A 22,220-nucleotide genomic window follows, 5' to 3' on the forward strand; every position below is an offset into this window, starting at 1 on the left:
GTGCAATAGGCTCTGACCTGTGACGGATCGGGTGGAAGAAGTGCTGGCGATGTGGCGGACGGAGCTCCCGGAGGCCCTGGTCGCCAGCTCGGAACTCGGCAAGCGCGCGATGATGCTCTCGGCCCTGCTGGGCGAGGCCACCCGCGCCACCGTGACCCGGTTCGACCTCACCGGCGCGGACTTCGACGTGCTGGCCGCCCTGCGCCGCGCCGGAAAGCCCTTCCGGCTCAAGGCGAACGAGCTCAGCCGCTCACTGCTGCTGTCGACCGGCGGCACCAGCAACGTGGTGAACCGCCTGGTGAGCCGGGGACTGGTCGAACGCGAGCCCGACCAGTCCGACGGCCGCAGCACCTACGTGCGCCTCACCGCGACCGGCAAGGAGATCGCCGAAGAGGTCGTGATCGCGAACTCCCAGGCCCACGACCAGGTGTTCAAGGCGGTCCCGGCCGAAGTCCTCGACAACGCCACGGCCGCACTGCGCGAGCTGTTCAAGCACCTGTCCTAGATGATCCAGCGGTAGATCGGGTCGCCGGCGGTGGGCTCGAACAGGCCGTAGATCGAGTTCGGCACCGACCGGCTGCCGGCGAGCACCGCACCCTCGGCGGCGGCCTCGGTCGTCAGCATCACGCCACCGGCCACCGGCAGGAACTTCCAGCGCTGCGAAGGATCCGAAGCGCTGCAATCCCGCAGCAGCACGTAGTTCCCACTCCCGGACATGCACTGTCCGGTGTGGACGTTGCGCAGCCCGCCAGAGGTCGTGCGAACCCAGCGCTGGGCCGCAGACCCTGACGGCGCGACCTGACGAAGGTGGTCGGCGGCCTCGATCACCGAGTCCACGGCGGCGCTTCTGATCACCACCTCGTCCGCGCACGGCGAGGCAGCCGCGAACAACAAGGCCGAAGCAAGTACAAGGCTCATGTCAGCCGGTTCTACTCAGGCCCAAACGTCCGCAGAACGTCATTTGGGGCAGACCCAGCAGCACCACGCCTGACGTGCGACGTTCGGCGTGAACCGAACGGAGCATTTCCGAAACGGCGCGTCCCGAATCCGTCCCGACCTCCTCTATCAGCCGTAACGGGCCCCTGCACCCGCGCAATGAGCGTGGGCATCGCCCGCTAGGGAGTTGGAGGAATCGTGTTCCTGGGTTCACGATCACGTCTGCGCACCGCGGTCATCGCCGCGGCCGTGGGCGCTGGTGTTCTGACGGCGGCCACCCCCGCCGCCGCGGCACCACTCGCGGGTACGCGGTCATATCTGGTCATCACGGCGCCGAACGGCACGGCGGGCGCCAAGGAGGCCATCGGCACCAACGGCGGCACGGTGTTCAGCAGCTACGACGCGATCGGCGTCATCGTTGCGCACGCCAACACCACCGACTTCGCGAGCAAGATGCGCACCGTCAGCGGTGTGCAGAAGGTGGGCGCAACCCGCACGTCGGACATCCCGGCCGAGGCGGCCAACCCGCCGATTCCCGCCGCGCCCTCCCAGGCGACGCCGGCGACGTCCGAGCCGTTGCGCACGGACATGACGCAGATCGGCGCCGACAAGGCGTGGGCGATCAACCAGGGTTCGCCGAGCGTCACGGTCGGTGTGCTCGACACCGGGGTCGACGACCTGCACGACGACCTCAAGGAGAACTTCCTCGCGAGCAAGTCCGCGTCGTGCGCCTACGGCAAGCTCGACACGCGCGCTGGGTCGTGGCGGGACACCGACACCCACGGCACGCACGTCGCCGGCACGATCGCGGCGAAGAAGAACGAGCGCGGCATGGTGGGCGTGGCGCCCGGCGTGAAGATCGCCTCGGTGCGCATCGCGGAGAAGCCGAGCGGGCTGTTCTTCGCGGAGAACACCATCTGCGCCTTGGTCTTCTCGGGTGACCAGGGGTTCGCGGTGACCAACAACAGCTACTACACCGACCCGTGGCTGTTCAACTGCCCGGACAACGCCGACCAGGACGCCATTCTGGAGGGTGTGAAGCGCGCGGTGGCCTACGCCGAGGGCAAGGGCGTGCTGAACGTGGCCGCGGCGGGCAACGAGAACTACAACCTCGCGAACAAGACCCGCGACACCACGAGCCCCAACGACTCCACGCCGGTGCAGCGCAACATCACCAACGCTTGCCTGAGCGTCCCGACCGAGGTCTCCGGCGTCGTGACCGTCTCGTCGATCACCTCGGGCAACGGCAAGTCGTCGTTCTCCAACTACGGCACCGACAAGGTCCACATCGCGGCGCCCGGTGACAGCGTCTACTCGACGGTGCCCGGCGGCCGGTACGGCTCCAAGTCCGGAACGTCGATGGCCTCCCCGCACGTCGCGGGCGTCGCGGCACTGCTGAAGTCGGCCAACCCGACGGCCACCCCGGCCCAGCTGCGCCAGCTCCTCGCGACCCAGGCCGACGACCTGGCGTGCACCGACAGCCGGTGCAGCGGCACCACCGCCAAGAACAACTTCTTCGGCGAGGGCCGCGTGGACGCGCTCGCGGCGGTCGACACCGGCACGCCCGGCACGTCGTTCGAGAACACCGCCGACGTCAGCATCCCCGACAACGGCGCGGCCGTGACCAGCTCGATCACGGTCTCCGGCGTCACGGGCAACGCCCCGGCCACGCTCAAGGTCGGCGTCGACATCCAGCACCCCTACCGCGGTGACCTGGTCGTCGACCTGATCGCGCCGGACGGCACGGTGTACTCGCTGAGCAACCGCTCCGGCGGCAGCGCGGACAACATCGTGCAGACCTTCACGGTCAACGCCTCCAGCGAGGTCGCCAACGGCGTCTGGAAGCTGCGCGTGCAGGACGTGGCCAGCGCTGATGTCGGCTTCATCAACTCCTGGAAGCTGACCTTCTAGAAACCCCCTGATCGGCCGCCCGCCCTGGGCGGCCGATCAGGCTTATGGTGCGGAAGTGCTAGATACCCGCCAGCTAGAGGTGTTCGCGACCGTCGCCAGGACCGGCTCGTTCAGCGCGGCCGCACGCGAGCTGCACTGCACCCAGCCGGCGATCAGCCAGCAGATGCGGGCACTGGAACGGCAGGTCGGCGGCCCGCTGTTCGTGCGCACCGGCCGCGGCCTGACCCTCACCGAGGCCGGCCGCATCCTCGCCGAGCGCGGTACGGCGTTGCTGGACGAGCTGGCCGCGACCCACCAGCAGATCAGCGCGATCGCGACGCACGACATCGGCACCATCCGCATCTGCGCGTTCCCCAGCGCCACCGTCTCGCTCGTGCCGGCGGCGGCCGCGATCCTGGCCAAGGAACGGCCCCACCTGCGCCTCGAACTGGTCGAGGAGGAGCCGCCCGACTCGTTCGCCCTGCTCCGGCGCGGCGCGGTGGACCTGCTGATCAGCTTCAGCTACGAGGACGAGCCGCTCGACGAGGCCGCCGGCATGCTGCGGGTCCCGCTGCTGCACGAACCGCTCGCCTTGCTCGTGCCCACCGGCCATCGGCTCGCGGGCCACGAGCGCGTGTCACTCAAAGAGACCGCGGACGAACGCTGGATCGCCGGCTGCCCGCGCTGCCGGCACGCGCTGGACCAGGCCTGCACCGAAGCCGGGTTCACGCCCGACATCACCTGCTCCACCGACGACAACCTGGCCATCCAGAGCCTCGTCAGCGCCGGGCTGGGCATCGCGCTCGTGCCGGGACTCGTGCTGTCGTTCCTGCGGCACCCCGGTCTGACCACGGTCAGCATCGACTCGTTCGCGCAGCGCAACACCGCCCTCTACACGTGGCCCGACCTGATCCGGCTGCCGATCGTGCGGGCCACCGTGGACGCGCTGGTCACGGCTGCGGCCAAGGTCCTATAACGCTGCCTTATACGTCCCCAAGAGATCGGCGTCTTCTGCGCATAGGTCGCAGAAGCGATGGTTGCTCATATGGGCAGCATCCGGACAACGCCGCGCGCGACCGACTCACCGGTACCCGGCCTGACCGTGGTCGCCGGCGGGGTCGCCGTCGCGATGATCGCCGCCTGGATGCTGCCCTCTGTCAGCGCGCTGACCGTGGCGGTGCTGCTCGGCGCCGTCGTGGCCAACGTCGTGCACCTCCCCGCGTCGTTCACCCCCGGGATCAAGCTCGCCGGACGCCGCCTGCTGCGCATCGGCATCGTGCTGCTCGGGCTCAAGCTGGTCATCCGCGACGTGCTGGCACTCGGCTACGAGGTGCTGGCGCTGGCGGTCGTGGCGGTCACCGTGACGTTCGTGGTCACGCGGTGGCTCGGCCGGGTGCTCGGGGTGAGCGAAGGACTGTCGTTGCTGATCGCGACCGGGTTCTCGATCTGTGGCGCGTCGGCCATCGCCGCGATGAACGGCGTGCGTGAGCAGGACGAGGAGGACGTCGCCAGGGCACTCGGCCTGGTCACGCTCTTCGGCACCGTGGCCATGTTCAGCCTGCCCGCGCTGTACCCGTTGACCGGCCTGGATCCCGCCGGATACGGGGTGTGGGCGGGCGGCAGCGTGCACGAGGTGGCCCAGGTGGTCGCCGCCGCCGGACCGGTCGCGGGTGCGCTCGCCATCGCGGTCGCGGTGAAGCTGACCAGGGTCGTGCTGCTCGCTCCGATGCTCGCCGCGGTGAGCATCGCCGAACGCCGCCGGTTCACCGGCACGCGGCCGCCGATCGTGCCGTTGTTCGTCGTCGGCTTCCTGGCCGCGGCAGCGGTCCGGGCCACCGATCTGCTTCCTGACGTGGTGCTTTCCGCCGCCACGTTCGTCGACAACCTGCTGCTGGCGGCCGGCATGTTCGCGCTCGGCACCGCCGTCCGCCTGCGCTCACTCGTCCGCTCCGGACTGCCCGCGCTCGCGCTGGGTCTGCTCTCCACCGTCGTGATCGCCGCGGTGGCGCTGACCGGAGCCTTGTTGATCATGTGAAGGAGGCACCAATGCCACGCCTGCTCTCACCCACCGCCGCGGTTCTCGTCGACGGCATCCGCTCCGCCGTGACCGCTGGAGGCGACGACCACGCCGTCGCGGCGCGCGTCACCAGGGCGTTGACCCGCCACCTCGCCGACCCGACGCTGCTGGACCCGGAACACCGCGAACCCGACCCGAACCACTACCGCCAGCACGTCCTGCACGTCGAACCCGACGGCAGCTTCTCGGTCGTCGCACTGGTCTGGCTGCCCGGCCAGGAGACGTGCATCCACGACCACGTGTCGTGGTGCGTTGTCGGCACGTACGTCGGCGAAGAAGAAGAGACCACCTACCGGCTCGCGGGCGAGCGGCTGATCCCGTTGCGGATCAACCGGACTCCAGAAGGCGTCGCGTCGTACCTGGTGCCGCCGGGAGACATCCACAAGGTCTGCAACAGTTCGGACTCCGTGTCGATCTCGATCCACGTCTACGGCGCCGACATCGGGGTCCTGGGCACGAGCATCCGGCGCCGGTACGACCTGAAGGTCACTTTCTGAACGCCATTCGGCCGAACATCAGCAAAGACGGCTAACCCAGGTCCCCAGCCGCAGCGATAGCACCAGCGTGGAACTACCGGACCTGTGGTCGATCGCCGCGGAGGCCCTCCAGGAGGACGAGCGCACGGAGGTGCGGGCGTGGCTCGCCGGCGTGGTGGCACAGCCGGGCCAGACCGAACGGCTGGCTCGTGGCGAGCGCGACGTGGTGTTCCTGTTGCCGGACCGGCTCGTGCTGGTGCGACCCGAACCGTTCTGGGCGGGGCGCTACCCGCGCGTCGAGGTCACGCGCATTCTCATCGCCGCAGGTCACGTCCAGTTCGACGTGGTCAACAACGACAGCTTCGAGTTCTGGGTCGACACCACGATCACCCCGGTCGAGCCGTTCACCGAACAGGCGGAGGCGTGGCTGCGGCCCAAGCAGAGCGGGTCGGGCTTCGGCATCGCCGCGTTCGGGCTGCTGCTCGTCGTCGCGCTGCTCTTCGCCTTCGGACCGTCAGACCTGGACACGAACGACAACCGGCTGACCGTCCGCTCGACCTGCGGCGACTTCCTGCGGGCCGGGTTGGACGCCCAGCTGGAACTGCTGCGAGGGCTGTTCGGCCAGGTCGGCAAGCCTGAAGAAGCCGAGAAGCCGGCCACGCTCGACGCCTCCCGCCGCCACTGCGGTGAGCACGGAGGCGCGACGCTGGACTCGCTCGTCACCGGTCGATGACGCCCCGTTCGATCGCGGCCGTGGCGAACGCGATCAGGTGCGCGGGCTTGACCCGGTTGGTGCGCGCGCCCTGGAGCAGCAGGTCGTCCGCCAGGCCGATCAACGAGTCCCACACCCAGTGCGGCAGTGCCGGGTCGTCGATCAACGTCTGACCGCACTCGTCCGCGGTCTCGCGCAACGCCTTCGCGAGGGCCTTGATCGTCTTGCGGTAGTCCTGCGCGGACCCGTCGACCTCCTTGCCCCGGCGGCCACCGGAGAGCACCTTGGCCTCCCACTGCGCCGCCGAACGCCCGAACCGCCGCCACAGCTCGGTGATCTGCGGCTCGATCTCGCGCAGCACACCCGCGATGCCGAGGCCGCGGTCGACCTGAGCGAGCGTGCGCTGCAGCTCGTCCAGGCGCCGTTCCATCAACGCCGCGAAGACGTCCTCCTTGCCGGAGAAGTACTGGTACACGGTGCCGGAGCTGACGCCCGCACCCACCGCGATCGCGCGCATGGTCAGGCCCGCGTAGCCCTGCTGCTCCACGATCAACTCCGCCGACGACAGGATGTCGCGCCGCCTGCCCTCCGCGTCTCCCCACGCCGTCTGCTCGGTGCTCACGTCGCACAGCCTACTTTGAACAACGTTCAAAAGCATATTGAACGTTGTTCGGTTTGCTCGCTACAGTCGGTCCATGGCGGAGACCGACAGTGAGTTAGCCAGGCGGTTGGCCACCGAGACCGGTCGACTGCTCGTGCGCGTCCGAGGTCACGGCGACGGCGATCGGATCGCACAGGACTTCATCGCGGCACAACTGAAAGAGCACCGGCCGGACGACGCGGTGCTGTCCGAGGAAGCGCCGGACGACCTCAGCCGGCTCACCGCCTCACGGGTGTGGATCATCGACCCGCTCGACGGCAGCCGCGAGTACGCCGAGCCGGGGCGGACCGACTGGGCCGTGCACGTGGCCCTGTGGGAACGACAAGAGCGGGAACGAGGCGAGCTCACGGCGGGAGCGGTCGTGTTGCCCGCGCACAGAACCGGTCCCCCGCAACCTCCCGGCGACCGGCCCAGGATCGTCGTCAGCCGCACCCGCCCACCGGCGTTCGCCCAGCGGGTCGCCGACGCGCTGGGTGGCCTGCTGGTGCCGATGGGCAGCGCGGGAGCCAAGGCGATGGCGGTGGTGCGCGGTGAGGCCGACGCCTACCTGCACGCGGGCGGCATGCACGAATGGGACTCAGCCGCCCCGGTGTTCGTGGCCCGCGCGGCCGGGTTGCACGCCTCACGCGTCGACGGCAGGCCACTCGCCTACAACCAGCGTGATCCCTGGCTGCCCGACCTGCTGATCTGCCGCCCAGAACTCGCGGAGGTGCTCGCGTGAACCACCTCGATCGGCTGGAAGCCGACAGCATCGACATCTTCCGCGAGGCCGTGGCGGAGAGCGAACGACCGGTGCTGCTGTACTCGATCGGCAAGGACAGCTCGGTGTTGCTCCACCTGGCGCGCAAGGCTTTCTACCCGTCCAAGCCACCGTTTCCGTTGCTGCACGTGGACACCACGTGGAAGTTCCGCGAGATGATCGCGTTCCGGGACCAGGTCGCCGCCGACCTCGGCTTGGAGCTGATCGTGCACCGCAACCCGGACTGCGTGGCGCTCGGCATCAACCCGTTCGACCACGGTTCGGCGCGGCACACCGACCTGTGGAAGACCCAGGGACTGCGGCAGGCACTGGACAAGCACCGGTTCGACGTCGCGTTCGGAGGTGCGCGGCGGGACGAGGAAGCCTCTCGCGCCAAGGAAAGAGTGTTCTCGTTCCGCACCGCCCAACATCAGTGGGATCCGAAGAACCAACGTCCGGAACTGTGGCGGCTCTACAACACACGGGTCGCACCGGGCGAGAGCATCCGGGTGTTCCCGCTGTCGAACTGGACCGAGCTCGACGTGTGGCGGTACGTCGAACGCGAGCGGATTCCCGTGGTGCCGCTGTACTTCGCGGCGCAGCGGCCGGTCGTCGACCGCGACGGCCTGCTGATCATGGTCGACGACGACCGGATGCCTTTGACGTCCGAACCGCGCAACGAGCTCGTCCGGTTCCGCACGCTGGGCTGCTACCCGCTGACCGGCGCGGTGCGCAGCGAGGCGCGGACGGTCGCGGAGATCGTCGAGGAGATGCGAGCCGCGACCACGTCCGAGCGACAGGGCCGGCTGATCGACCACGACCAGAGCGGGTCGATGGAGCGCAAGAAGCGGGAGGGATACTTCTGATGGAGCTTCTGCGGTTCATCACCTGCGGCAGCGTGGACGACGGCAAGAGCACGCTGATCGGGCGGCTGCTGTACGAGTCGAAACTGCTGTACGCCGACCACCTGGCCGCTTTGGAGGCCGACTCGCGGCGCGTCGGCACCCGTGGCGGTGAGCTGGACTTCGCACTGCTGGTGGACGGGCTGGCCGCGGAACGGGAGCAGGGCATCACCATCGATGTCGCGCACCGGTTCTTCGCCACCGAGGCGAGGCGGTTCATCGTCGCGGACACCCCTGGTCACGAGCAGTACACCCGCAACATGGTGACCGGCGCGTCCACCGCCGACGCCGCAGTCATCCTGATCGACGCGCGCAAAGGCGTGCTCTCCCAGACCCGCCGGCACGCGCACATCGTGTCGCTGCTGGGGATCCGGCACGTCGCCCTGGCGGTGAACAAGCTCGATCTCGTCGGGTACTCGCAGGAGGTCTTCGAGCGGGTCAGCGCCGAGTTCGCGCGGGAGAACGACTTCGATGAGATCGTGTGCGTGCCGATGGCCGCGACCGAGGGCGTCAACGTGGTCGGTCACAGCGAGCTGACCCCGTGGTACGACGGCAAGACCCTGCTGCAGTGGCTGGAGTCGGTCGAGATCCCGACGGCGGCGGACGGGCCGTCGCGGTTCCTCGTGCAGTGGGTCAACCGGCCGGACGCGACGTTCCGCGGGTTCTCCGGGCGGGTGCTGCGCGGGACCCTGCGCCAGGGCGACGAGGTCCGCGTCGGCGAGCGAACCTCCACTGTGGACCGGATCGTCACGATGGACGGCGACCTGCCCGAGGCACCAACGGGATCGTCGGTCACGGTGGTGCTCGCCGACGACGTGGACGCGAGCCGTGGTGACGTGCTGGCCGCCGCCGCGGATCCGCCGGGAACGGCCGACACGTTCCAGGCGCACCTGGTGTGGTTGAACGAGACCGGCCTGCTGCCCGGCCGCCACTACCTGGCCAAGATCGGTGCCCGCACACTCGGGTTCTCCGCCACGAAGGCGTTGCAGCTCAACGAGATCGGCGTCGCCGAGGTGCACTTCGACGCACCCGTGGCGTTCGAGAGCTACCGCACGAGCCGGGATCTGGGCTCGTTCGTGGTGCTCGACCGGTTGACGAACGCCACGGTCGGCGCCGGGATGATCGACTTCGCGCTCGGCTCGACGGACGTGCGCTGGCAGCACCTGACCGTGGACAAGCAGGCGCGGGCCGGGCGCAACGGCCACCGGCCCTGCGTGGTGTGGCTGACCGGCCTGTCCGGTGCCGGCAAGTCGACCATCGCCGACCTGGTCGAGAAGGCGCTGCACGCGGAAGGGCGTCACACGTTCCTGCTGGACGGCGACAACGTCCGGCACGGGCTGAACTCCGACCTCGGGTTCACCGACGCGGACCGGGTCGAGAACATCCGGCGCATCGCCGAGGTCGCCGCGCTGATGGTCGACGCCGGGCTGATCGTGCTGGTCTCGTTCATCTCGCCGTTCCGGGCCGAGCGCGCCCTGGCCAGGGAGCTCGTCGAGGAGAACGAGTTCTGCGAAGTCTTCGTCGACACCCCGCTCGCCGTCGCCGAGCAGCGCGATCCGAAGGGCCTGTACCGCAAGGCCCGCCGGGGTGAGCTGGCGAACTTCACCGGCATCGACTCGCCCTACGAACCACCGGAGAACCCCGAGGTCCGGCTGGACACCACGGCGCTCAGCCCGGAGGCCGCGGCCGAGGTCGTGGTGGCGAAACTGCGCACGCTCGGCGTCTGTTGAACGTTGTCCAGAATCGGGTATGTTCAGCTAGAACACGTTCTAAATTCGGGAGGTCACCCGGTGCCGGATCAGGCGTGGTCGCGGTTCTGCCAGGCGTTGGAGAATGCCGGCGAGGTGGTGCTGTCGGGCCCGGACACCCCGCTGGACCGCGCGGAGGGCTACCGGTACCTGGCCCGGCTCACCCGCGAGATGCTGTACTCCTGCCTGGACAACGCCGATCCCGACTTCCCGCGGTTCCACGAGCTCGATCTGGTGAAGATCGGCGCGGACAACCCCGACAACGTCTACCTGTCGGCGAACATCCGAGGCGACCGGACCTACCGGATCACCGGGACGCGCGGCACGATCTCGTACTTCAGCATCGGGTCCAAGGCCAACCGGTACGCCAAGGACGGCACGATGGCGTCGACCGGCGAGCTGACCGACGCCGACCTGACGATCGCGCCGGACGGCACGGTGGAGATCATCGCGAGCGCTCGCCGGCAAGGCACGAACTGGTTGCCACTGGCTCCGGACTCGACGGGTCTGGTGGTGCGTCAGACCTATCTCGACCGGGCGGCCGAGGTTCCCGGTTCGTGGCACATCGAGCAGATCGACGGTCCGGCCACGCCTGCCGAGCTCACGCCGGAGTTCTTGGTCAAGGCGCTGCAGCGGGCGGCGTTGTCCGTGCACGGCACCGCGGCGACGTTCGCACACTGGACCCGGACGTTCATGAAGCGCCCCAACGAGCTCCCCGACTTCGGTCAGGAGATGTTCCAACGCGCCGGTGGTGATCCGGAGATCTTCTACCTGCACGGGTACTGGGAGCTGCGGCCCGATGAGGCGTGGGTGATCGAGACCGACGTGCCGGACTGCCCGTACTGGAACTTCCAGCTGGACAACTGGTGGATGGAGTCGCTCGACCACCACCGGCAGATGACGCTGAACAAGCACACCGCCCGGCTTGAGGACGGCCGCCTGACGATCGTGGTGGCTTCGCGTGATCCCGGTGTCGGGAACTGGATCGACACCTGCGGGCACAGCTCCGGCACCGCGTTGCTGCGCTGGCTCGGCGCGAGCGAACACCCGATCCCGAAGTGTCGCGTGGTCTCGTTGGAGGAACTTCGATGACGGTGACGACCGAGTTGAACGTCTCCGAGCTGGTGGAGAAGGCCTGTGTGAAGACCGGGCTCTCCGACTTCGGCGACGACTGGTTCCGCGAGCCGCTGGACGTGCTGGTGACGAGTCTGAACACCGAGGCCTCGTTGTCACCCCTGGGTTTCGAGCTGACCAAGCACCGGCTGACAGCGCTGCTGTCCGACCGGCTGCGGTTGCGCGAACTGCAGCGCAAGAACCCTTCCGTGCTCGACGTCGAGGTGCGGGTCGCGGCGGAGATCTGCGGTCTGCCGCGCACCGGTTCAACACTGCTGCACCGGCTGCTTTCCGCTTCCCCGCAGGTCACCTCGACGCTGTCGTGGGAGGTCGCGTACCCGATCCCGTTCCCCGAGGAGGGACCGGACGCCGAGCTGCGCAAACGTCGTGCACAGGAACGGATGCAGGTGTTCGCGCAGCTCTCCCCCGACTTCGGCGACCTGCACACGGTCGTGTGGGACGGGCCGGAGGAGGACGTGATCCTGCTCGACCGGACGTTCGTGTCGATGAGCTACGACTCGTTCTACTGGGTGCCGACGTACGGCGACTGGCTGCGCTCGGCCGACCAACGTCCGGCGTACCGCGAGCTGCGCGAGTGGCTGCAGGTGTTGCAGTGGCAGAACCCTTCGCGGGCCGGCCGCCCGTGGGTACTCAAGTCTCCGCACCACCTGACCGCGGTCGACACCGTGCTGGACACGTTCGACGGTTGCAAGATCGTCATGACGCACCGCTCGCCCGTGAACGCCGTGCCGTCCTACGCCTCGATGGTGCGTGCGATGTCCTCGCAGTACAGCGAAAGCGTCGATCCGGTCCGGATTGGACAGTACTGGTCGCGCCGGTTCGCTTCGACACTTCAGGACTTCGCTGCTTCTCGTGAGGCACGTCCGGACCGGTTCGTGGACGTGCGGTTCGCGGACACCGTCAGCAAGCCGCTGGAGGTCGCCCGGCAGGTGCTCGACGCGCTGGACCTGCCCGCGGGTGCCGCCGACGACCGGGCGTTCGAGGCCTACCTGGAGCAGAACCGCACCGAACGGCACGGTTCGCATTCCTATGCCCCGACGGACTTCGGGATGTCCGAAGACCAGCTGAAGCGCGACTTCGACTTCTACTCGGAGGTGTACCTGTGATGCTCCAGGACGAGGTCGTGGTGATCACCGGCGTCGGACCGGGCCTCGGCTCGAAGCTGGCCGTCCGCGCCGCCGCCGAGGGCGCTCGCGTGGTGATGGCCGCACGGTCCGCCGACGTGATGAAGCAGGTCGAGAAGGACGTCGCCGATCTAGGTGGCGAAGCTGTCGGCGTGCAGTGTGATGTGCGCAAGCCCGAGGACGTGGCGTTGCTGGTCTCGACCGCGGTCGACCGGTTCGGCAAGATCACCGGGCTGGTCAACTCGGCTTTCGGGCACCCCGGTTTCTTCGACCTGCTGGACACGCCGGAGAAGGCGATCCGCCGGTCGATGGACATCATCCTGTACGGCGCGTTGAACGTGACCCGCGAGGTGGTGCCGCACATGAAGGCGGCTGGCGGCGGCTCGATCGTCAACATCGGCACGATGACCACGCGCAAGCCGATGCGCGGCGAGGCCGGTTACGCGGTGGCGAAGGCGTCGATGGCGACCGCGACCCAGTTCCTGGCCCTGGAGCTCGGCCAGCACGGCATCCGGGCGAACCAGGCGATCATGGGCTGGCTGGACGGCCCCGGTGTGCGGTTCTTCCTGAAGATGACCGCGGACGGTCGTGGCGTGACCGAGCAGGACGTCTACGACGAGATCGCCGCGCGCAACCCGCTCGGCCGGATCCCGGCCGACGAGGCGTGCGCCGGTGCGGTGTTGTTCCTGTTGTCCCGTCTTGCTTCTGAGGTGACGGGCGCGGTGCTGGACGTCAACGGTGGGGAGTACATGCCGGCTTGACTTCCTCCTCCTCGTGAACGAGGAGATTCCTGCGGCTCACGCCACAGGGGTTTCTGCTTCGTCACCAACCGCCCGCCCGGAGTGTTCCGTTGAGGTCTTACATCGGCTCCACAGACCGATACCGCCAGCCCGGCGGCCAGAATGTTGCGTGCGGCATTCACGTCCCGATCGTGGGTCGCGCCGCATGCACAGGTCCACTCGCGCACGTGCAGCTGCATGGCCGCCGCGAGCGCGCCACAGACCGAGCACAGCTTGGACGACGGGAACCAGCGATCGACCACGATCACGTTCCGCCCGTACCAGGCCGCCTTGTACTGAAGCATCTCCCGGAACTGCCGCCAGCTTGCGTCGCTGATCGCCCGGGCGAGGCTGCGGTTGCCAACCATGTTCGACACGGCCAGGTCCTCGATCACGAGCGTTTGGTTCTCACGCACGAGCCGAGTAGTGATCTTGTGCAGCAAGTCCGCTCGCCGGTCGCCGATGCGGACATGGACTCGAGCCAACTTGACGCGAGCCTTTTCTCGGTTTCGGCTGCACTTCTGCTTACGGCACAAGGCACGCTGCGCCATGACCAGCGCGCGCCGGTCACGACGCTCGTGTCGGGGGTTAGCGATCTTCTCCCCAGTCGAGAGCACCAAAAGGTGATCGAGGCCGACGTCCACACCCACTGCCGAGTCCACTACGCGCAAAGGCCGAGGGCCTGGGTCTTCACACAGCAGCGACACAAACCAGCGCCCGGCCGCATCCTGCGACACGGTCGCGGTCGACGGAACCACTCCCTCAGGCAGTGTTTGCGACCATCGGATGTCCAGCGGTTCTGCCATCTTCGCCAGCGTCAAGTTGCCGTCGCGCCACCGGAACGCCGAGCGCGTGTACTCAGCGCAGGAATGCGACTTCTTGCGGGACTTGAACCTGGGATGCTTGGCTCGCTTGGCGAAGTAGTTCGTGAACGCAGCCTGGAGATGCCGCAGCGTCTGTTGCAGCGGGACACTCGACACCTCCGAGAGGAAAGACAGTTCCGAATGGCGTTTCCACTCGGTGAGCATCCCGGACGTGGCTTGGTAGCCGACCCGTTCCCCGCGCTGTGTCCACGCCTCGATACGCGCCTGCAACGCCAAGTTGTACACCTTGCGGACGCATCCGAACGTGCGCAACAGTTCCGCTGCTTGTACCTCGGTCGGATAGAAGCGGTACTTGAACGCCCGCTTCACGTGCCCCGTCACCATTCAGACAGTAGCAAGCCGCAGAAGCGGACGTGCAGTGGGTGTCGCCGTATCCGACGACCAAACACTTGCTTCTCTTTCGCAGGCCTCCGAATTCCCACCAACGCTGCCGTACAGGCCTTCCACAGAGGACTTCGCATGAACAATCTCATCGAGTCTGTTGTCGTCGAGATCGACGCGCCTGCCGAGTTCGTGTGGGGCGTGCTGCTCGACTATCCGAGCTATCCGCAGTGGAATCCCTACACGGTAAGTGTTTCCACGACGTTGGCAGTCGACTCTCCCATCGACCTCACGCTGCCGAAGCCGGACGGCAGCGAGGGCACGTGGGTCAGCCGGGAGTACATCCGGGTCGTGAACGCGCCGCGGTTGCTGCGTTACGACACCGGTGACACGTTTCCGGGTCTGCTCGGCACGCGCGACCAGGTGATCACGCCGCTCGACGCCGGGCGGTGCAGCTACCGCACGTTCGAGACGTTCACCGGCAAGTACGCCGAGGCCGTGTTCACCGCTCAGGGCGCCTACGTCAAGAACGGGTTCGATTCGGTCGCGCACGCGCTGCGCGACCGGGTCGCCGCGCTCACCGAGGTGACGAGGAAGTGAAGTCCAGGCGAACATGATCAACGGGAGTGGGAGCGCGCCCGCAGCGTTTGTAACGTTGCAAACGTGGGCCGCCCGGCCCGCTCCGATCACACCTGGGGTGCGATTTTGCGTTTCCGCAGAACGGTTTTCGCTGCTCTGACCGCTGTCGGCCTCACCGCGACCCTGGCCCCGCAGGCCAGCGCGGCGACCTACTACAACCTCGTGAACTACAAGAGCAACAAGTGCATGTCCGTCGAAGGTGGCGGCAGCACCTCCAACGGCGCCAACGTGATCCAGTGGAGCTGCAACGACGGCGGCGAGCAGCTCTGGTACTGGTCCGGCAGCCAGCTCAAGAACCGCAAGAGCGGCAAGTGCCTCTCGGTCTCCGGTGGCGGCAGCACGGCCAACGGTGCCGAGCTGATCCAGTGGTCCTGCAACGGCGAGGCCGAGCAGACCTGGGACTCCTCGAACGGCTACCTGGTCAACGGCAAGAGCGGCAAGGTCGCGTCGGTCTCCGGCGGCGGCAGCACCGCGAACGGCGCCAAGGTCGTCCAGTGGTCCGCCAACGGCGGCAGCGAGCAGGGCTGGTACTTCGACGCCCGCTTCATCGACGCCTGATCTGATCTCGAAGAAAACTGGGGTAACACCATGCTTTCCGCTGCCAAGAAGATCTCCGTGGTGCTCGCCACGGTCGCCGGCGCGACCCTCCTCGCCGCCTCGCCCGCCTCGGCCGCCCAGCAGTGCGCCGACCTGCGCGGACCGGAAGGCGGCACGCTGCCGTTGTGCAAGTCATGGGTCTGGGACGGCAACGACTACGACGGCAGGTGGTGGACGGACGGTCCGTCGTCGCTGCCCTCGCGCACGTACCTGCAGCGTTCCGAGGACGGTGTGGTGCGCAACTCGTCCTTCTCGGGCAGCTACTCCGACGTGAAGAAGATCGCGTTCCGCCTGTGCGACAGCTCGACCGGCCGCTGTAACGGCTGGTGGTGACGTTGGTCGGGTGCCCCCGAGCAGAGGGGGCACCCGATCACCTCGACACCGCGAGCAGTTCCTCGACCGCCTTGTCGTGGCCACCGTTGCCCAGGTGCGCGACCGCCAGCAGCGGCGCGATCACCTGACTCCACCCGAACAGCCGGTCGGCGTCGAGCCCGCAGGCCTTCGCGACCTTCTCGCACCGCGCCGCGACGCCTTCCTGCCCCGCACCGGCCACCACGAGGTCGACGGCGTCGAAACACGGGTCACCCACGCACGCCTTGGGATCGATGGCCATCAGGCCGCGCGGCCCGACGAGTGCGTTGCCCAGATGCAGATCACCGTGCAGCATGACGGTCTTCGTCTCCGTGTCCAGCAGCCGCTCGCACCGCCGCATCGCCCGGCTCCACGCGGCTTCGCTGATCCGCGCACCGATCACGGGCTCGGTCAGCCGCCGCCCGATCCGTGCGAAGAACTCCTCGCACCGCCCGCGCAGCAACCCCACGGGCTGCGGCGGTACACGGTGCAACGCGTCCAGCAGGTCCGCCCACAGTCCTGGCAGGGCAGCGGCCGGCAGGGCCTCGGCGGGCGTGCCCGGCAGCACCTCTTCGAGCACCAGCGCGGACCCGTCCAGCGCCAGCACGGCGGGCACCCGGCCGGATCTCGCGAACAGCCGGAGCATCCGGGCCTGGGCGGCCAGCAACTCGCGGTCCGGGCTGAGCTTCAGCACCGCGGGTGTGTCGTTCGACCACCGGCACTGCAACACCACGGACACCGCGCCGGGTTCGAGCTCCGCGCCCACCGAGAGTCCCCACCGGCCGGCCGTGCGCTCCACCAGCCGCGGCACGTCCGCGCACCAGACCGACACCTCCGGCCCGAACCGCGCCGACAACCGCGTGGTCATGTTCCCCAGATCTTCCATCGAGCCCACGCTACCTCCCGCCTTCGAACGGGATCACCGCCACTTGCCGCCCACCACCCGAACAACACGACCGCCGCGACTCCCGCACGCAGCACGGCGGCCAGCGTCGCTTCCTTCAGCACGCCCTGGAACACCCAGCCGAACGACAGCAGCAACAGGCTCGGCACCACCCCGAGGGCTCGCCACCCCGCGATGGCCAGCAGCACCGCCCCGACGATCGACCCGGCCGACGCGGTGACCGGCACCCGCCACAACCCGTACGAAAGGTCCACATAGGACTCCATGACGAACGCCGTGGCCTGCTCCACTCCGAGCCGATCGACCAGCTCGAACGCCGTCAGGTCGATTCCGGAGCGCTGGAGCCGTGAGAACAGCGACGCCACGAACAGCGCCGCTCCCACCATCGCCAGCCGTCCGCCGATCTCTCTGGCGAACACGATCACGGTGGCGCACAACAGGATCGATGCCAGTGCGAACATCGCGTACCCGGCCGTGACCAGCTCCGGCTGCCGTGCGTAAGCCGCCAGCTGCTCCGGCGCCGCGAACGGTTCGGCGTCGAAGCGCGCCCGTTCGGCGGCCGTGAACCCGGCCGTCTCCACACCCAGATGCCGTACGAGCAACGCGGCGAACCACACCAGCGGACCGGCCACCAACGCGAGGACCCTCATGCCTCGACGCCAGGGACCGGCCCTCCCGCTGACATCGGACCACGGTCCGAGAAGTAGTGGTGTGGCCGCACCCCCGAGGCGGCCACACCGGGATCAGAGCCTCAGCAAACTGCTCGGAGAACGGTCGGGTTCGACCTCTTCCTCCGCCGCGGGCAACGTCTCCGGCAACCAGGCCCGGAGCGCCCGCCCGAACATCAGCAGCGTGCGCCAGATGTCCCACAGGGCTATCAGCGCGGCGGACAGGACGATCGACACGGCGACCGCGAGCACGCCGTGGTCGTCGAGCAGCACGACGACGGCGACGATCGCCCAGAGCTCGACAACGGTGAAGATCACGGCGAACACCACCTGTTCGGTGTACTTGCGCCGAGCACGCAGCACCTCCGAGCGGGAGGTGGGGTCAGGGAGTGAGTTGCGCTTCATGACGTCTCCTGTGCGGCTCGGTGAACTGTGCCTGATCAGGAAAACGCCAGAACCCGGACATGTCTGCGTCAGATGCCACACACGATCAGATACCGCACAAGGCGCGCAATTCTTCTTCGCGAAGAATCTCCACACCGTTGCGCCGCGTGTGGATGATTCCCGAGTCGCGCAGAATCTTCAACGTCCTGGCGAGCGTCTCGCGGGAAATCCCGGCAATCCCCGCCAGTTCGCGCTGGCTGAGCGGCACCGTGGCGATCAGGTCGCCGGCACCCCGGTGCGCGAGGTCGAGCAGCATCGCACCCACGCGGTACAGCGACGGCCCGGTCCGCAGGTCCTGCTGGTCGACCATGGCGCGCTGGCGTGACGTCACGACCCGCACCATCGCCCACGCGATCCCCGGCCGTTCGCGGCACAGCTTCTCCAACGCACGGGCGGAAATCACCATGCCGCACACGAAATCCACCGCGGTCAGAGTCGCCGAGCGCCGCCTGCCGTCGACAGCGGAAAGCTCGCCGATGATCTCGCCCGGACCCCGGACGGCCAGCACGTTCTCCTCACCGGTCACGGCGAAGCGGCTGACCCGAATCCGCCCCTGAGACACCACCAACACGTTGCGCGACGGGTCGCCCTGATGACAGATCACCGATCCAGGCGGAAACTCGACGCTGGTCGCGGCGTCTCGCAACGCTGTGCGATCAGTCGCGTCGAGCATCCCCATGAAAGACCGGTCAATCCCCATGCTTCCATGATTCCTGCAACAGCACGCCGCACACTGCCCCGATCGATCTAAATCATGTCCAGGGCCTGGTCAGCAGAACCGGCCGTCGACTACCGCAACCGGGACAGCCCGCGCAGCGCGTCGGCGATCTGCTCGCGGTGCTGATCGAGGGTGACCCGAGTGACGCCCCGGCTCGTCGACCTGGCGACGTCGTCGGTGGCGACCTTGAGCACGGCGCTCATGGCGGCGGCCTGCACCCGGAGGTCGATGGACTCCCGCGGCAGGCCCGTGCGGTTCGCCAGCACGTCCGCCAGCGCGTGCTCAGCCCGTTCGCGGAGCACGAGGTACGCGGCACGCAGCGCACGTTCGTTCTGCGTCAGCCGCACGACTTCGAGCACCGCCTCGATGTCGTCGTCGGACGCGTCGTCGAGCAACGGGGTGTAGGCCGCACGCAGGTGGTCGATCAGTTCGAGCTCGGCCGGCCAGGCGCGCAGCACGACGCAGAACGCGTCGATCATCTTGGTGAGCAACGGCTCGACGCAGCTCTCCTTGTGCGGGAAGTAGCGCCAGAACGTCCGCTCGGAGACGCCCGCGGCCTGCGCGATCTGCTCGCCGGAGGTGGCGGCGACGCCCTGTTCCGCGAACAGCCGCACGGCGTGGCGCGAGATGTCGAGGCGTTGCTGCTGACGTTGCTCGTCGCTCACCGGCGGCCGGCCCCGGCGAGGCTTTTCTGACACAACGTCCGTCATCGCCCGATTCAACCACGTCACCCAGGCGAATCATTTAGTGGCAGAGAGTGCCAGTAATCGCTACGGTCGAGGTATGAGCACTGCCACCGAACGCCTACAGCTGCCGCTGGCCAGGCCGAACGTCCTCGACCTGGCCCCGCTCTACGAGGTGCTGCGCCGGGAGGCACCGATCGCGCCGGTCACCACACCGGCCGGTGACCCCGCCTGGCTCGTGACCCGGTACGAGGAGGTCCGCCTCCTGCTGGGCGACAAGCGGTTCGGCCGTTCCCACCCCGAACCGGACAAGGCGTCGCGCATCTTCACCGCCGCCGTGCAGGACGGCCCGACCGGCGAGTACGAGACCGAGGAGGCCGACCACGCGCGCATGCGGCGCCTGCTCACGCCGGCGTTCTCCGCCAAGCGCATGCGGATGCTGTCCGACCACATGGGAGGGTTGGTCGACGGCTACATCGACCGCCTGATCGCCTCGGACGAGTCCGTCGTCGACCTGCACGCCGGGCTCGCCTACCCGTTGCCGGTCGCGATGATCTGCCGGTTGCTCGGGGTGCCGCAGGAAGACCACGAGACCTTCGCCCACCTGTCCGAGCGCATGGCCAACCTGACCATCGGTGAGGAGGCCCACCGGGCGCGCGAGGAGTTCTTCCGCTACATGGTCGGGCTGGTCGAGGCCAAGCGCCCGCAACTCGGCGAGGACGTGATCTCCGACCTGGTCCGCGCGCAGAGCGAGGACCCGTCGTTCGACTACGAGGAGATGGTCCGGCTCTGCGTCGGCCTGCTCTTCGCGGGCCACGAGACCACCGTCAACCGCATCGGTCTCGGCACGTTGTTCCTGCTCACCGAACGCTCCCGGTGGGAGGAGCTGGTGGCCGATCCCGACGGGCGGGTCGACGCCGTCGTCGAGGAGATCATGCGGCTGGGCGCACCCGGTGACCTCGGGCTGCTGCGGTACTCGCACGAGGACGTGGAGATCGCGGGCGTGACGATCAACCGCGGTGACGCGCTGGTGCTGTCGATCAACGCGGCCAACCGCGACACCGACGTCTACTCCGACGCCGAGGCGTTCAACCCCGACCGTCCGGAAAGGACACACCTGGGCTTCGGGCACGGCGCACACTTCTGCATCGGCGCATCGCTGGCCCGCACGGAGCTGCGCGTCGTGTTCTCGGCACTGGCCCGCCGCCTGCCCGAGCTGCGGCTGGCCAAGGACCTCGACGAGCTGGAGGTCCGCGCCACGCTCACAGGTGGTGTCGCCGAGCTGCCCGTGACCTGGAGGTAGTCGTGAAGGTCTTGGTGGATCAGGGGAAGTGCGTCGGCGCCGGGCAGTGCGTGCTGGCCGCGGACGACGTGTTCGACCAACGGGACGACGACGGGCTGGTGGACCTGCTGGACGCGAGCCCACCGGAAGCCCGGCTGGCTGACGTGCGACACGCTGCCGCCGTCTGCCCGGCGTCGGCGATCACCGTCGAGGACTGACGGGCAGCACCCGCCGCAACGCCGCCAGCGCACCTGGCCAGCCGCTGGGTGACGGTGTGCCGAACCCGACGACCAAAGCGTCCCGGCACCGGGGCACGGCGGGATGGCGGAACTCGTCCAGCCCCAGCACGGCCAACCGGCGTGCGGCCGCGCTGTCCAGGGTGGCCTTCTCGGTGCCGGGCGGCAGGTCGATGAGGGCGTGCAGACCCGCGGCGATGCCGGACACCTGGACTCCCGCGCTGACCAGCTCGTCGCGGCGTTGCCGGTAGCGGGCCCGCATGGTGCGGACGTGCTTGTCGTAGGCACCGGAGTCGAGCAGTTCCGCGAGCGCGAGCTGCTCGACCGCCCCGGTCAGGCCGAAGTCGCCGAGCACGCCGGTGAGGTCCAGCGACTCCGGCACGACCATCCAGCCGAGGCGGATACCGGGGGCGAGCGCCTTGCTCGCCGTGCCGAGGTAGACGACGTGCTCGGGATCGAGACCCTGCAGTGCGCCAACGGGTTTGCGGTCATAGCGGAACTCGCCGTCGTAGTCGTCCTCGATGACGAGACCCCCGGTCGACCTGGCCCAGTCGACGACGGCCGAGCGCCGTGCGGGGTCCAGCGCGGCGCCGGTCGGGAACTGGTGCGCCGGTGTCAGCAGCACGGCCCCGCCGCGGTCCAGCCGTTCGGTGCGGGCACCACACCGGTCCACCGGCAACGCGGGCGTGCGCAGCCCCGCCCTGGCCAGGAGATCGCGGTGCAACGGCAGTCCGTAGGCCTCCACCGCGACGGTGCCGACCTGCCGGGCCCGCAACGCGGCGGCCAGCAGCGCGATGCCGTGGGAGGCGCCGGCGGAGATCACGATCCGCGACGGGTCCGCGTACACGCCCCGCACCCTGGGCAGGTAGTCGGCCAGGGCGCGGCGCAGTTCGAGGCGCCCGGCCGGTGGGCTGCAGGCGAACGCGTCGACGGAGGCCCGTTCGAGCGCGCGCTTGGTCGCCTTGATCCACTCCGCGCGCGGGAAAGACGACACGTCCGGCCAGCCCGCACGCAGGTCGTGCAGCGGGCGCTCGTTCTGAACGGGCGGGGCGACCGGGCGCGGCTGCCCGGTTCTGCGGTCCGCGACCTGGGTCGTCGCACCCTGGCGAGCGGTCAGCCAGCCCTCGTCGATCAGTTCGCTGTAGGCGGCGACCACGGTGTTGCGGGCGACGCCGAGGTCCTCGGCGAGCCGGCGGCTGGAGGGCAGCGTGGTGCCGGGCGCGAGCCGGCCGGTGCGCACCGCGTCGCGCAGCGCCTCGGTCAGCCCGGCCAGCACCCCCGTCCCGCGGACTTCCAGGTGCAGGTCAGTCATGCA

General features: G+C 68.7%; 25 protein-coding genes and 1 pseudogene. 17 read left to right on the plus strand and 9 right to left on the minus strand.

Annotated features, from left to right (window positions below):
* Positions 1-19: 19 nt before the first annotated feature.
* Positions 20-505 (plus strand): MarR family winged helix-turn-helix transcriptional regulator, encoded by a 486-nt coding sequence (locus LFM09_RS12075; protein ID WP_414096473.1) that lies wholly within the window; start codon positions 20-22, stop codon positions 503-505.
* On the opposite strand, the gene LFM09_RS12080 is transcribed toward LFM09_RS12075, so the two are convergent.
* Positions 502-918 carry a hypothetical protein gene (locus LFM09_RS12080; RefSeq protein WP_414096474.1) on the minus strand — a complete coding sequence of 139 codons (417 nt, stop codon included), beginning with the start codon at positions 916-918 and terminating at the stop codon, positions 502-504. The genes LFM09_RS12075 and LFM09_RS12080 overlap by 4 nt on opposite strands.
* Before the next feature lie 216 nt (positions 919-1,134).
* Between LFM09_RS12080 and LFM09_RS12085 the strand changes: the two genes are divergently transcribed.
* From LFM09_RS12085 to LFM09_RS12105, 5 genes are all read left to right on the plus strand, one after another.
* Positions 1,135-2,847, plus strand: a complete 1,713-nt coding sequence (locus LFM09_RS12085) for a S8 family peptidase (protein WP_414096475.1) — start codon at positions 1,135-1,137, stop codon at positions 2,845-2,847.
* A 55-nt stretch (positions 2,848-2,902) separates the two neighbouring features.
* Positions 2,903-3,802, plus strand: a complete 900-nt coding sequence (locus LFM09_RS12090) for a LysR family transcriptional regulator (protein WP_414096476.1) — start codon at positions 2,903-2,905, stop codon at positions 3,800-3,802.
* Positions 3,803-3,871: 69 nt separating this feature from the next.
* Positions 3,872-4,861 carry a YeiH family protein gene (locus LFM09_RS12095; RefSeq protein WP_414096477.1) on the plus strand — a complete coding sequence of 330 codons (990 nt, stop codon included), beginning with the start codon at positions 3,872-3,874 and terminating at the stop codon, positions 4,859-4,861.
* A gap of 11 nt (positions 4,862-4,872) precedes the next feature.
* Entirely contained in the window at positions 4,873-5,400 is a 528-nt protein-coding gene (locus tag LFM09_RS12100) for a cysteine dioxygenase (protein ID WP_414096478.1), read from the plus strand.
* A gap of 67 nt (positions 5,401-5,467) precedes the next feature.
* Positions 5,468-6,112 (plus strand): hypothetical protein, encoded by a 645-nt coding sequence (locus tag LFM09_RS12105; protein WP_414096479.1) that lies wholly within the window; start codon positions 5,468-5,470, stop codon positions 6,110-6,112.
* Here LFM09_RS12105 and LFM09_RS12110 read toward each other — a convergent pair.
* The gene (locus LFM09_RS12110) at positions 6,099-6,713 is read right to left on the minus strand and encodes a TetR/AcrR family transcriptional regulator (protein ID WP_414096480.1); all 615 of its coding nucleotides are present in this window, start codon (positions 6,711-6,713) and stop codon (positions 6,099-6,101) included. The two genes, LFM09_RS12105 and LFM09_RS12110, sit on opposite strands and share 14 nt — an antisense overlap.
* A gap of 73 nt (positions 6,714-6,786) precedes the next feature.
* Between LFM09_RS12110 and LFM09_RS12115 the strand changes: the two genes are divergently transcribed.
* The 6 genes and pseudogenes from LFM09_RS12115 to LFM09_RS12140 all read left to right on the plus strand — a co-directional run.
* Positions 6,787-7,473, plus strand: coding sequence for a 3'(2'),5'-bisphosphate nucleotidase CysQ (locus tag LFM09_RS12115; protein WP_414096482.1), 687 nt, complete (start codon positions 6,787-6,789; stop codon positions 7,471-7,473).
* A complete protein-coding gene (gene cysD / locus LFM09_RS12120) occupies positions 7,440-8,357 on the plus strand; it encodes a sulfate adenylyltransferase subunit CysD (protein WP_414096594.1) in 918 nt (305 codons plus the stop codon). Before LFM09_RS12115 ends, cysD begins: the two co-directional genes overlap by 34 nt.
* Entirely contained in the window at positions 8,357-10,123 is a 1,767-nt protein-coding gene (gene cysC / locus LFM09_RS12125) for an adenylyl-sulfate kinase (RefSeq protein ID WP_414096483.1), read from the plus strand. Before cysD ends, cysC begins: the two co-directional genes overlap by 1 nt.
* Before the next feature lie 60 nt (positions 10,124-10,183).
* Entirely contained in the window at positions 10,184-11,233 is a 1,050-nt protein-coding gene (locus tag LFM09_RS12130; protein WP_414096484.1) for a DUF1214 domain-containing protein, read from the plus strand.
* Complete coding sequence (locus LFM09_RS12135; protein ID WP_414096485.1) at positions 11,230-12,381, plus strand: sulfotransferase family protein; 1,152 nt, start codon at positions 11,230-11,232, stop codon at positions 12,379-12,381. Before LFM09_RS12130 ends, LFM09_RS12135 begins: the two co-directional genes overlap by 4 nt.
* Positions 12,381-13,091: pseudogene (locus LFM09_RS12140) on the plus strand (SDR family NAD(P)-dependent oxidoreductase); the annotation flags it as partial. The gene LFM09_RS12135 and the pseudogene LFM09_RS12140, both read left to right, overlap by 1 nt.
* Here LFM09_RS12140 and LFM09_RS12145 read toward each other — a convergent pair.
* Positions 13,010-14,371: an RNA-guided endonuclease InsQ/TnpB family protein gene (locus tag LFM09_RS12145; protein ID WP_414096486.1), complete on the minus strand. Its 1,362-nt coding sequence runs from the start codon at positions 14,369-14,371 to the stop codon at positions 13,010-13,012. The pseudogene LFM09_RS12140 and the gene LFM09_RS12145 overlap by 82 nt on opposite strands.
* Before the next feature lie 150 nt (positions 14,372-14,521).
* Here LFM09_RS12145 and LFM09_RS12150 point away from each other — a divergent pair, with 150 nt between their 5' ends.
* The 3 genes from LFM09_RS12150 (at position 14,522) to LFM09_RS12160 (ending at position 15,952) form a co-directional block, all read left to right on the plus strand.
* Positions 14,522-14,983, plus strand: a complete 462-nt coding sequence (locus LFM09_RS12150) for an SRPBCC family protein (RefSeq protein WP_414096487.1) — start codon at positions 14,522-14,524, stop codon at positions 14,981-14,983.
* A gap of 105 nt (positions 14,984-15,088) precedes the next feature.
* A complete protein-coding gene (locus LFM09_RS12155) occupies positions 15,089-15,580 on the plus strand; it encodes an RICIN domain-containing protein (RefSeq protein WP_414096488.1) in 492 nt (163 codons plus the stop codon).
* 30 nt (positions 15,581-15,610) lie between these two features.
* Entirely contained in the window at positions 15,611-15,952 is a 342-nt protein-coding gene (locus LFM09_RS12160) for a hypothetical protein (RefSeq protein WP_414096489.1), read from the plus strand.
* A 37-nt stretch (positions 15,953-15,989) separates the two neighbouring features.
* Here LFM09_RS12160 and LFM09_RS12165 read toward each other — a convergent pair whose 3' ends face one another.
* The 5 genes from LFM09_RS12165 to LFM09_RS12185 all read right to left on the minus strand — a co-directional run bounded on the left by LFM09_RS12165 (position 15,990) and on the right by LFM09_RS12185 (position 19,414).
* Positions 15,990-16,856, minus strand: a complete 867-nt coding sequence (locus LFM09_RS12165; protein ID WP_414096490.1) for an aminoglycoside phosphotransferase family protein — start codon at positions 16,854-16,856, stop codon at positions 15,990-15,992.
* Positions 16,835-17,524, minus strand: a complete 690-nt coding sequence (locus LFM09_RS12170; RefSeq protein WP_414096491.1) for a hypothetical protein — start codon at positions 17,522-17,524, stop codon at positions 16,835-16,837. Before LFM09_RS12170 ends, LFM09_RS12165 begins: the two co-directional genes overlap by 22 nt.
* A gap of 93 nt (positions 17,525-17,617) precedes the next feature.
* Positions 17,618-17,947, minus strand: coding sequence for a hypothetical protein (locus LFM09_RS12175; protein WP_414096492.1), 330 nt, complete (start codon positions 17,945-17,947; stop codon positions 17,618-17,620).
* 85 nt (positions 17,948-18,032) lie between these two features.
* The gene (locus LFM09_RS12180; protein WP_414096494.1) at positions 18,033-18,686 is read right to left on the minus strand and encodes a Crp/Fnr family transcriptional regulator; all 654 of its coding nucleotides are present in this window, start codon (positions 18,684-18,686) and stop codon (positions 18,033-18,035) included.
* Positions 18,687-18,775: 89 nt separating this feature from the next.
* Positions 18,776-19,414 carry a TetR family transcriptional regulator gene (locus LFM09_RS12185; protein WP_414096496.1) on the minus strand — a complete coding sequence of 213 codons (639 nt, stop codon included), beginning with the start codon at positions 19,412-19,414 and terminating at the stop codon, positions 18,776-18,778.
* A gap of 73 nt (positions 19,415-19,487) precedes the next feature.
* Here LFM09_RS12185 and LFM09_RS12190 point away from each other — a divergent pair, with 73 nt between their 5' ends.
* Together LFM09_RS12190 and LFM09_RS12195 are read left to right on the plus strand one after the other, a co-directional pair.
* A complete protein-coding gene (locus LFM09_RS12190; protein WP_414096497.1) occupies positions 19,488-20,690 on the plus strand; it encodes a cytochrome P450 in 1,203 nt (400 codons plus the stop codon).
* 2 nt (positions 20,691-20,692) lie between these two features.
* Positions 20,693-20,887, plus strand: coding sequence for a ferredoxin (locus tag LFM09_RS12195; RefSeq protein WP_414096498.1), 195 nt, complete (start codon positions 20,693-20,695; stop codon positions 20,885-20,887).
* Here the strand turns inward: LFM09_RS12195 and LFM09_RS12200 are convergent.
* The gene (locus LFM09_RS12200) at positions 20,871-22,217 is read right to left on the minus strand and encodes a PLP-dependent aminotransferase family protein (RefSeq protein ID WP_414096499.1); all 1,347 of its coding nucleotides are present in this window, start codon (positions 22,215-22,217) and stop codon (positions 20,871-20,873) included. The genes LFM09_RS12195 and LFM09_RS12200 overlap by 17 nt on opposite strands.
* Between the last annotated feature and the right edge of the window lie 3 nt (positions 22,218-22,220).

Source organism: Lentzea alba (assembly GCF_047445655.1).
Classification (GTDB): Bacteria; Actinomycetota; Actinomycetes; order Mycobacteriales; family Pseudonocardiaceae; genus Lentzea; species Lentzea alba_A.

Excerpts from the sequence above, each read along its gene's own strand:
- LFM09_RS12115 (WP_414096482.1), top strand. The coding sequence starts at position 6,787 with ATGGCGGAGACCGACAGTGAGTTAGCCAGGCGGTTGGCCACCGAGACC.
- LFM09_RS12200 (WP_414096499.1), bottom strand. The coding sequence starts at position 22,217 with ATGACTGACCTGCACCTGGAAGTCCGCGGGACGGGGGTGCTGGCCGGG.
- LFM09_RS12165 (WP_414096490.1), bottom strand. The coding sequence starts at position 16,856 with ATGGAAGATCTGGGGAACATGACCACGCGGTTGTCGGCGCGGTTCGGG.
- LFM09_RS12185 (WP_414096496.1), bottom strand. The coding sequence starts at position 19,414 with ATGACGGACGTTGTGTCAGAAAAGCCTCGCCGGGGCCGGCCGCCGGTG.
- LFM09_RS12160 (WP_414096489.1), top strand. The coding sequence starts at position 15,611 with ATGCTTTCCGCTGCCAAGAAGATCTCCGTGGTGCTCGCCACGGTCGCC.
- LFM09_RS12095 (WP_414096477.1), top strand. The coding sequence starts at position 3,872 with ATGGGCAGCATCCGGACAACGCCGCGCGCGACCGACTCACCGGTACCC.
- LFM09_RS12150 (WP_414096487.1), top strand. The coding sequence starts at position 14,522 with ATGAACAATCTCATCGAGTCTGTTGTCGTCGAGATCGACGCGCCTGCC.
- LFM09_RS12170 (WP_414096491.1), bottom strand. The coding sequence starts at position 17,524 with ATGAGGGTCCTCGCGTTGGTGGCCGGTCCGCTGGTGTGGTTCGCCGCG.
- LFM09_RS12100 (WP_414096478.1), top strand. The coding sequence starts at position 4,873 with ATGCCACGCCTGCTCTCACCCACCGCCGCGGTTCTCGTCGACGGCATC.
- LFM09_RS12175 (WP_414096492.1), bottom strand. The coding sequence starts at position 17,947 with ATGAAGCGCAACTCACTCCCTGACCCCACCTCCCGCTCGGAGGTGCTG.
- LFM09_RS12190 (WP_414096497.1), top strand. The coding sequence starts at position 19,488 with ATGAGCACTGCCACCGAACGCCTACAGCTGCCGCTGGCCAGGCCGAAC.
- LFM09_RS12080 (WP_414096474.1), bottom strand. The coding sequence starts at position 918 with ATGAGCCTTGTACTTGCTTCGGCCTTGTTGTTCGCGGCTGCCTCGCCG.
- LFM09_RS12180 (WP_414096494.1), bottom strand. The coding sequence starts at position 18,686 with ATGGGGATTGACCGGTCTTTCATGGGGATGCTCGACGCGACTGATCGC.
- cysC (WP_414096483.1), top strand. The coding sequence starts at position 8,357 with ATGGAGCTTCTGCGGTTCATCACCTGCGGCAGCGTGGACGACGGCAAG.
- LFM09_RS12135 (WP_414096485.1), top strand. The coding sequence starts at position 11,230 with ATGACGGTGACGACCGAGTTGAACGTCTCCGAGCTGGTGGAGAAGGCC.